The sequence below is a fragment of the Congregibacter sp. genome (assembly GCF_047617445.1).
In the GTDB taxonomy this organism is placed as follows: domain Bacteria; phylum Pseudomonadota; class Gammaproteobacteria; order Pseudomonadales; family Halieaceae; genus Congregibacter.
The window spans coordinates 1-8850 of the sequence record NZ_JBLGBE010000113.1 but is presented as its reverse complement, the minus strand read 5'-3'; the positions used below and the strand labels follow the sequence as shown (position 1 = coordinate 8850).

Here is an 8850-nt window from a genome sequence, read left to right as displayed (position 1 = left end):
TTGTCTCTGGGCAGCAGCGCGCTCACCCTCACCACTCAGGAGGTCACCCGCTCAGGGTCATTGATCATGGAACTGGGGCGCTATGCGTTGACCTTAGGCGGCGATACGCAAAACCCCATCACTGATGCCGGGGACTATCTCGTGGTTTGGCAGCAAGATGCGGCGGGGCGTTGGCTAATCTATCGCGATATCACCACCAGCACACAAGCGTCACCTTAAAACATCAAAGACCTGGCGCTAGTACATCAATGGACACCCCGCTTGATCGTATTTTTAGATCGTCTTTTAACTTTTAATTCATTTTACTGTTTACGCGCGGACTTCTACCCTAAAGGTATGTTTGGCCAATTGCCAAGCTCGATGAGTTAAAGCAGACTTTGATAGACAACGCATATCGCGAGGCTCTTATGAAAATGCTCAAGAAAACCCTGCCAATCTGCGTGGCAATGGCAGCAACCCTGTCAGCTACGACCCCCGCAGGGGCTGGCTCCATGCACGGTGAACCCAAATCGGTACAAGACTGGTGGCCTCAGGCGCTGAATCTGCGCCCGCTTCACCAAAACGCAGACACGGCCAACCCTATGGGCCCCAATTTTGATTACGCGTCAGCTTTCGCAACGCTTGATCTTGGCGACCTTAAGTCCGACATCGAAGCAATCATGACGACATCCCAGGACTGGTGGCCAGCGGACTACGGCAACTACGGACCGTTCTTTATTCGCATGGCCTGGCACAGTGCTGGCACCTACCGCACCATGGACGGCCGTGGGGGCGCTGGCGGTGGCCAGCAGCGGTTTGAGCCCCTGAACAGCTGGCCCGACAACACCAACCTCGATAAGGCGCGCCGCTTACTTTGGCCTGTAAAGCAGAAATATGGCCACGCCCTGTCCTGGGCCGATCTTATGGTTCTCACCGGTAACGTCGCGCTAGAGACCATGGGCTTTAAGACCTTCGGCTTTGCCGGCGGTCGCGAAGACGACTGGGAGCCGGATCTTGTGTATTGGGGACCAGAGTCTGTGATGCTCGCCGACGAGCGTTACAGTGGTGAGCGGAAGCTTGAAAAGCCGCTGGCCGCGGTACAAATGGGTCTTATCTACGTGAACCCCGAAGGCCCCAACGGGAACCCCGACCCTCAGCTTGCCGCCAACGACATTCGCGAGACCTTTGGCCGCATGGCCATGAACGATGAAGAGACTGTCGCACTCATCGCCGGTGGCCACACCTTTGGAAAAGCGCACGGCGCACGCAAGCCTGAGGGCTGCCTCGCTCCTGAACCCGCCGGTGAAGGTGTGGAGGAGCAGGGCATGGGCTGGAACAACAGCTGCGGTAAAGGTAACGCAGAAGACACCATCACCAGTGGACTGGAGGGCGCGTGGACCGCGGCACCCACCCAGTGGTCAATGATGTACCTCTCAAACCTGTACGCCTTTGACTGGGAAATGACCAAGAGCCCGGCTGGCGCCACACAGTGGGTGCCCAAAGATGGCGGCGCTGCCAACACCGTGCCCGACGCACACGTGGAGGGTAAGCGTCATCAGCCCATCATGTTCACCACGGATCTGGCGCTGAAGGTGGACCCTAGCTATCGCAAGGTCACCCAGCGCTTCCTCAAGAATCCGCAAGAGTTCGAGATGGCCTTTGCCAAGGCCTGGTTCAAGCTGACGCACCGGGATATGGGTCCCCGCGCACGCTACGTCGGCTCTGATGTGCCCGAAGAAGTCTTGATGTGGATGGACCCGGTACCTGCCGTGGATCACGACCTCATTGATGCATCTGACGTTGCCAAGTTGAAAGCCAGGATTCTGTCCGCGGAGCTCACCACGGCGGAACTGGTTCGTACCGCCTGGGCCTCAGCCTCAAGCTATCGCGACAGTGACATGCGTGGCGGTGCTAACGGCGCTCGCATACGTTTCGCTCCTCAGAAAGACTGGGCTGCTAACGATCCCAAGGAACTGGCAGCTGTCCTCAAGCGTCTTGAGCGCATCCAAAAGGACTTCAACAAGTCCCAGCGGGGCGACACACGGGTTTCTCTGGCTGACGTGATTGTGTTAGCCGGCGCTGCTGCCATTGAACGTGCTGCAGAGACCGCAGGCTATGACGTAGAAGTGCCTTTCACGCCAGGTCGCACGGATGCGAGCCAAAAGCAGACAGACGTTAACAGCTTTGCGGTTCTTGAGCCCAAGGCTGATGGTTTCCGTAACTACTACAGTGACGCGGCCTACCGAAAGCCGGCAGAAGCGTTGCTCGATAAGGCTGACCTGCTCGATCTGTCCGTGCCCGAGATGACCGTACTGGTCGCAGGCATGCGTACTCTGGATGCCAATGCGGGCGGATCGCAGCACGGTGTGCTCACCGATCAAACCGATGCGCTGGATAACGATTTCTTCGTTAACCTGCTGGATATGCGCAACGTCTGGCGTCCCACTACAGACAATCCCTACGTCTACGAAGGCCGGGATCGAGTCACCGGTGAGATGCGCTGGTCTGCCACCGAGGTTGACCTGGTGTTCGGCTCAAACTCTGAGCTGCGGGCTATTGCCGAGGTGTACGCCTACGACGGAGCAGAAGAAGTGTTTGTTCACGACTTTGTAGAGGCCTGGAGCAAAGTGATGAAGCTGGATCGCTTCGATCTTAAGCGCAGCAATAGCATGGTAGCTACCAAGTAAATGCTCAAGTAAGCCGGCGTACCTGGCAGGCAAGCCAGCTTCCGGAATCAATAAAGGCGGCCCTTTTCCGGGGCCGCCTTTTTTTGTGTTCTCGATAAACACAGCCTGCGGTAGCCCAGGGTGCTATCGGTTCTGATAACGATTCAGATCAAATAACCCCGCCTCTAAGGGGTGGCTACCACGATACTCTGCCGCGAAATCATCGCTAAGCTTCCAGAACCAGGGCGCCGTTCGGCGCACGCCAAACTGATCCACCAAAGACACATAGTCCTGTGGACTGTTCAGCGATAAAAGCGCCGCAGTGAACTTGGGTAGCTGCCCTTCGGTAATCTGAAAAAACATATTCGGGTAGGAGCCGATAAATCCCTGAGCAACAGTCAATGTATCTTCTTCGGGTAAGCGTCGGTCCTCTTCGGCAAACAGCTGAGCATTATTACTGTGCGCCTGATTGTGGACGAGGCTATACACACTCGCCTTCCCACGCGTATTCAACACCTGCAAAAACGCAACCTCCGGAAGATAGCTAAAGGCCTTATTAGAGCCCTTCATCAGCGCCGCAAGTTCCGGCTCCCGAACAAAATAACGGGAGTTTTCCGCTGTATGGATGCGCGTCTTAAACATCGCCATGAGCTCGGACTTAGGGTCGTCGCTTTGATAATCAACAGCACTATCACGCTCATACTTGGCATTCGCGGGAGACATCACGTACTTTTTCACATTGTCCTTGGCACCGCGATACCAATGATTCCTCACTGCCACGCGATCCTCTTCAGGTAAAAACAGCAAAAAAGCCTGCTCTCCCTCCATACGCAGAAAGTCCATGTAGAGGCGGCTCTCTAGCTGATGCGCGACGTTGCCATACACGTCAAAACCTGCCACCAGAAGATAGTGAATGCGCTCCAGAAGTGAATAGTCGATGACCCACATGGTCTGCGGCTCCTGCCCTACCAGGCCTTTCACCACCGTCGCACTGTCAAAGTGTCTGAATACCGTGAGCGCAGCATTGTCATTACGCTCAGGACCTCCGTCCCATATCAGATTTATATCAAGTTTGAGGCTGTCCTGATCAATGACCTTTGCTATCGCGCGCGCCTGCGCTTTCAAAAACTTCTGCTGACTCTTGGCGTAGCTATTCCACTGAAACGCCGACACCACCAGACTGCCCTTAGCCTGGGGCAATCGTAAGGCATGCGCTTCCGCCGCCAAAAAATCAGCCCGCTGTTCTGGATCGATACTGTTAGGACGAACAAAAGCCACCCAAAAGTGATCATCGATGACGCTAAGCGCAACCTGCCCTCGGCACACCGGCCCCTTGATGTACGCCATGATCGTAAAGTGCGCCTCTTCAAGCATGAAGCGATAACGTGCCTCCACCGGCAGTTGCTCGAAGCTCACAAAGGGGTTGGCCGACTGCTTGCCGCGATAGCCGGGCAGTTCCGCAACGGCATACTCAGGGTCAAGAAAGAGGCTCTTCCATCGCGCCATGCGCTCAGCACTTAGAGCGTAGGGCATATGCCGTTTTGCCAAGCGACTGATGTAGCGAATCTGCAGGCGATAAAAGAAGGGCTGTGTGCCCGGATCGTCATAGGGACGACGCGTCGCAATCAAATCAATGGGCTGTCCGGATGGCGTGCGCGATCGCACGAGCTTGTACCAGCCGGAAGTCTCGTTGAGATCCTCGAAATACAAATCACCGATAAACAGGTGTTCAAATATATAGCGGCTCATCAGCCGGGACTTATTGTCCTTTGCGTTGAGAAACATTTCCCACTCATCAATGGAACGCACTTCGACATCCGGGCGGTCGGCAACCTCTACACCTGGAGCCCCTGCTTCGAACCAATCGCTGAGCACCGCCAGCTTGTCCGGATCCAGACCCGGAAAGCCATAGGGCATCCCCTGATAGGGCCGATCCTCACGGTACTCTTCAAATTCTGCTGGCTTGGGGCAGCTCTGATCCCGAGACAAACTAAAGTCAAAAGTGCCAGGCAATGGACCTTTGCTGGGCAACGGATACTCTTCTTTGAGATTCAGCATTTGATACATCAGACCCGTCTTCGGATCCTGCTTATCGAGAACAGGAAAAAAGCCCTTGTCTCGCCACTCGTCGATACTGTGTGCGTCTTCAAACAAGCGTGTAAGGTTAGCGGACAACAGACGTGAACCGTCGTACACCTTCTTCTTACTGCCACCACGTTCCAGTCCCATCCAGGCGTCCATTTTGAGCTGGCAAGGCGCGTCGTAGCAGCCATGACAGACCATACAGCGCTGCTCAACGATGGGCTTTACGCTGGGCGGGTAGTCCTTGGACAGTAGCGAGTCTGCCTGTGAAGTTACCGACAGAGCAGCACTACTCAAGAACAAAACGCCAATAAATCGCCTTATAGCGGTGGCCGAGAGCGATCCATACACAGCACAAAATTTCATAGCAACAAACGGTATCCGACTAAAAGTTTCGACGTCAAATTAAGAGCCGTAGTCCAAAGTGTGAGCCATTATAAACGGCTGCGCTATCCGCAAGGGTTTGCTTGGCCTACACTATAGTTTCAATAAATTTTGCAGGTTTTACAGATGGCTTTCGGTGCAAACTCGGCGCAACCCACTCTCAGTGCGCAAGACGACGACAAGGCACACGGACGCAGTCGCCGGCGTATTTTCGCACTCAGCGCCCTGACAGTGCTGGTCATTGGGCTGGTTTACACGACGTTTCAGCCTGCGGTGTACCAAAGCAGCGCCACAGTATTGATGAGCGCCCCTACAGCCATCGACCAGCAAATGCTCGACGCTGACATTCAAGGTGTAGCCATACAACGCAGAACCCTCACTGGCAGCGAAATCACCCGCGATCTGGCCGAACGACTAACGCAGGACTACGCGGTCGACCTGGACCCTCTTGAGCTGCGGCGCATTGTGGATGTGGTAGCGGTACCCGAAACCAACCTTCTGGAACTTACCGCCACCGGCGCGGACCGCGAGCTCTTGCCACCGTTAATCGAAAGCTGGATTGAGGTGTACACCAATGTTCGCTCGCGAGATATCGAAACCCGCAAGTCGCAAACGCTCACCGAGGTTCAGGATGAACTCGACGGCTTGGCGCTGAAGCTGGCATCGGCCCGGCTCGCCTTAGAAGAATATCGTGCGGACAATGAAATCATTTCTATGGAACGGCAGGAAAACGCCGTTCTCGCGCAGCTCGATGGTTTGAACACCTCTCTTAACAATGCAGTAGAGGACGAGGTCCGAAGTAAGTCATACCTCGACACCCTTCGGAGTTCCCTTTCTGCAGGTGAGCAAGTGGTTCCGCAAAGCGAACGCAGAGATGTCGCTGCAATGTCGCAGCAGCTGTCAGAACTCAAATCTCGATTGGGAGAACTTCGCGCCCGCTACACCGAGGATTACATTCGCAAAGATCCTCGATTACGGGAGATCCCGGAGCAAGTCGAGAAACTGGAGGCGGAACTGGGGCAGGCTTATGCTCGCGGTACGCAGGCAGAGCTAAACAACTCCGAGCGAAACTATGCCGCAGCGCGAGAATCGGTCGCCAATCTTACCAACAGACTCGATGAACACAAACAGGCGGTGGCGGACTTCAATACGATTTATGCCACGCATCAAGCGCTGGCTGAGGACTTGGCACGACTAGAAGAACTCAACCGCGAAACTCAAGCACGGCAAGTGCAAATCCAGGTGCGCCAGGTCAACAAGTACCCACAGGTATCCGTAATCGATTGGCCCGCTCCCGAGGCACCACGAATTGGACCCCCTTACTTGATGCTACTGGGCGGGACTTTACTGGCGGCAATGGGGGCTGGGATTTTTGGTGCCTGGCTTTACAGCTATCTACATCCACGCAGCGCAAGCCCGGCTTACGTGACCCTTACCGGTGTGCATATGTATCCACAGGATGCGGCGCAGGCGCTGGAACAAATACCCGGAGAAGCCGCGCGTCTAAAAACGGCCGCTGCGGCGCGACTCTCGCATAACGAAGAGGACATTGCGGAGGGCAATGTAGAGAGCGATGGAGGTTCCGACGATACGGAAGCTGACGATGAGCCGCGCCGCAACGGCTAAAAAACCCCTGAGTGCCAATCGCTACAGTGTCTCGAGAAACTGCTGATAGGCTACCAGCACCGCCTCTGGTGCTTCCACCTGCGGATAGTGACCCACCGTAGGCAGGCGATGAATAAAGTGCTTAGAACCCACCACCTCTTCAAATCGCTGCACCATATGGTTCCCAGACACAGGATCCAGACTGCCATTGATCAGACCGATGGGGCAGCTGGCATTTTTTAAGGCACCTACCCAACGATCCCGGTGCTCAATACGATCGCTCATGTAGTGAATCAGGCGATGCACATTCTGTCGTCCGCCATCGCGATCAAAAAGTTCAAAAAACACATCCAGTTCTTCCGGGCTGGCTTTGGTTTCGCCAAAAATGTGGTCAAAGGACTTGTTCAGGCTCTTTTTTGTCAGCGCGTGACGAAAGATAAAACCCACAGGACTCTTCAGAAGCTTTTGCGCCAACACCGCGCGATGGGTTTCCGGAAACAACCCTCCGTTAAGCAATAGACAGGACTGCCACTTTCCTACACCCAGCTCCTCATTCTGACGAGCGAGCATTTCCTGGGCAACGGTGTCCCCATAGTCGTGGGCCAACACATGAAACTGACCCAAGCCGAGCTTATCCGCGAGAGCTTCGCACAGATCCGCCTGCTCCATGATCCGGTAGTCATGGAACCTGGGTTTCGCGCTAAAGCCAAACCCCAAGAGATCCATGGCCACAAGGCGATAGTGCTTGTTCAGGACTGGCCAAATTTTCCACCAATCCCAACTCGACGTGGGGAACCCGTGAATCAGTAGGATAGTTCCCCGGGATTCATCCGTGGCCGCTTCGTCGATGTAAAAAATATCGTGGCCCAACAACTCAAGCTGCTGACCCCGGGCTAACCATTCATCGGGCGATATCATTGAGTACTACCTCTATCATCGGTGACCCAAAGGTCGGGCTAAGGGCGCAGAGAATAACCTTGCTGTTGCAAAAGTACGTGCGTCGTCGTGGCCGAATGCGTCATCTCTACGCCGGGGAGAAGATCCCCAACCGCGACATCACGCATAACCGCGTTTTGACCGCAGTACAGAACCTTCACTCCATAGCCCTGCAGTATTTCCAGTAGTTCAGCGTTGGGGTTGTCGCCACCGTAGGCTTCGTCGTTCAGCAAATCCCGGTGTGCTGAACCGTGCACCACCAATGCGATATCTACCTGCTCCGGGGGAATACCATTGGAATGCTGCAGGTTAATAAAACCTGCCGCGATCGCAAACAGGCTGTTGACCTCGCCCGTCTCACCGCCATCAACCACATCCATGGCGACCTTAAAGCGGGTGTCAGCTGGGAGCGGCTTCGCCGCTGGCACATCCGCGAACTTACCGTAATCCTTGATCAGTCCACCTGTATGAAAATTCTCAGGACCTGCCGCAGCACCTTGCGCCGCGACTAGAGCTATCGAAAATACCGCCAACCATCGTGTCATTATCGTTACCCTCTTGATCAGTTCTGAGTCGCATCAGGATACGCCAGCAGCACAACCTTCTATGTCAAAAGTCCCCACTTACCTGCAGAGAAATGATTCGAGCCTGACTCTGTTCGCGCACCTCTCTAAATGCCACCGGTGAGTTGCTGCGATCACCGGCAAAAACGCGACGGTCACGACTCTCACCGTCTCGAAACACATCTTCTACCGTCAGGCGAATACGCAAGCCGTCAATGGCCCGCGTTTCAATAAAGACATCCATATCTGCACGCTGCCCCTGAATATCAACCTCATCGAGTCCGTACAGCGGAAAAACGTCCCTAGCAAACATTGTCACACCCCAGGCTAAACGCTGGGCCTGTAAATCCTGACGAATGGACATACTAGCTGTCCACTGCCGCTCTTCGGACAGCGCTCGGATCGCGCCGGTCAACGGATCGTCAACACGGGAAGTTTGCCACTCTGCCGCCGCATCCACTCGACCGTTGCTCAGCCCGATGCCGTCTAAAGGGAGGGTGAGTTCGCCAGAAATTCCAGCACGCGTCGCCGATCCAATATTGCCCGGGACCTCAAGAACGCCAGACAGCGGCAACAGGTCATTCACATCGTCGATCCAGTCGTGAAACAAGGTGACGGTACCAATACCAAAGTCA

Annotated in this window: 6 protein-coding genes and 1 pseudogene; 3 read left to right on the top strand and 4 right to left on the bottom strand. The window is 55.0% G+C overall.

What is annotated here, in order from left to right; translation table 11 throughout:
- Both ACI9KD_RS16250 and katG read left to right on the top strand, forming a co-directional pair.
- Positions 1-219: pseudogene (locus ACI9KD_RS16250) on the top strand (serine hydrolase); the annotation flags it as partial.
- 188 nt (positions 220-407) lie between these two features.
- Positions 408-2666 carry a catalase/peroxidase HPI gene (gene katG / locus ACI9KD_RS16245; protein WP_414982218.1) on the top strand — a complete coding sequence of 753 codons (2259 nt, stop codon included), beginning with the start codon at positions 408-410 and terminating at the stop codon, positions 2664-2666.
- A gap of 123 nt (positions 2667-2789) precedes the next feature.
- Here katG and ACI9KD_RS16240 read toward each other — a convergent pair whose 3' ends face one another.
- On the bottom strand, positions 2790-5024 hold the full coding sequence (locus ACI9KD_RS16240; RefSeq protein WP_414982217.1) for a fatty acid cis/trans isomerase: 2235 nt from the start codon (positions 5022-5024) through the stop codon (positions 2790-2792).
- A gap of 213 nt (positions 5025-5237) precedes the next feature.
- On the opposite strand from ACI9KD_RS16240, the gene ACI9KD_RS16235 reads away from it, so the two are divergent.
- A complete protein-coding gene (locus tag ACI9KD_RS16235; RefSeq protein WP_414982216.1) occupies positions 5238-6737 on the top strand; it encodes a GumC family protein in 1500 nt (499 codons plus the stop codon).
- A 21-nt stretch (positions 6738-6758) separates the two neighbouring features.
- Here ACI9KD_RS16235 and ACI9KD_RS16230 read toward each other — a convergent pair whose 3' ends face one another.
- The 3 genes from ACI9KD_RS16230 to ACI9KD_RS16220 all read right to left on the bottom strand — a co-directional run.
- Positions 6759-7634 carry an alpha/beta fold hydrolase gene (locus ACI9KD_RS16230; RefSeq protein WP_414982215.1) on the bottom strand — a complete coding sequence of 292 codons (876 nt, stop codon included), beginning with the start codon at positions 7632-7634 and terminating at the stop codon, positions 6759-6761.
- A 38-nt stretch (positions 7635-7672) separates the two neighbouring features.
- Positions 7673-8197, bottom strand: coding sequence for a DsrE family protein (locus ACI9KD_RS16225; RefSeq protein ID WP_414982214.1), 525 nt, complete (start codon positions 8195-8197; stop codon positions 7673-7675).
- A 64-nt stretch (positions 8198-8261) separates the two neighbouring features.
- The coding region (locus tag ACI9KD_RS16220) for a hypothetical protein (RefSeq protein ID WP_414982213.1) at positions 8262-8850 on the bottom strand (589 nt) is incomplete at its 5' end.

Bases quoted from the DNA above. Each gene is read 5' to 3' on its own strand.
- ACI9KD_RS16230 (WP_414982215.1), bottom strand. From the start codon at position 7,634: ATGATATCGCCCGATGAATGGTTAGCCCGGGGTCAGCAGCTTGAGTTG.
- ACI9KD_RS16225 (WP_414982214.1), bottom strand. From the start codon at position 8,197: ATGACACGATGGTTGGCGGTATTTTCGATAGCTCTAGTCGCGGCGCAA.
- katG (WP_414982218.1), top strand. From the start codon at position 408: ATGAAAATGCTCAAGAAAACCCTGCCAATCTGCGTGGCAATGGCAGCA.
- ACI9KD_RS16235 (WP_414982216.1), top strand. From the start codon at position 5,238: ATGGCTTTCGGTGCAAACTCGGCGCAACCCACTCTCAGTGCGCAAGAC.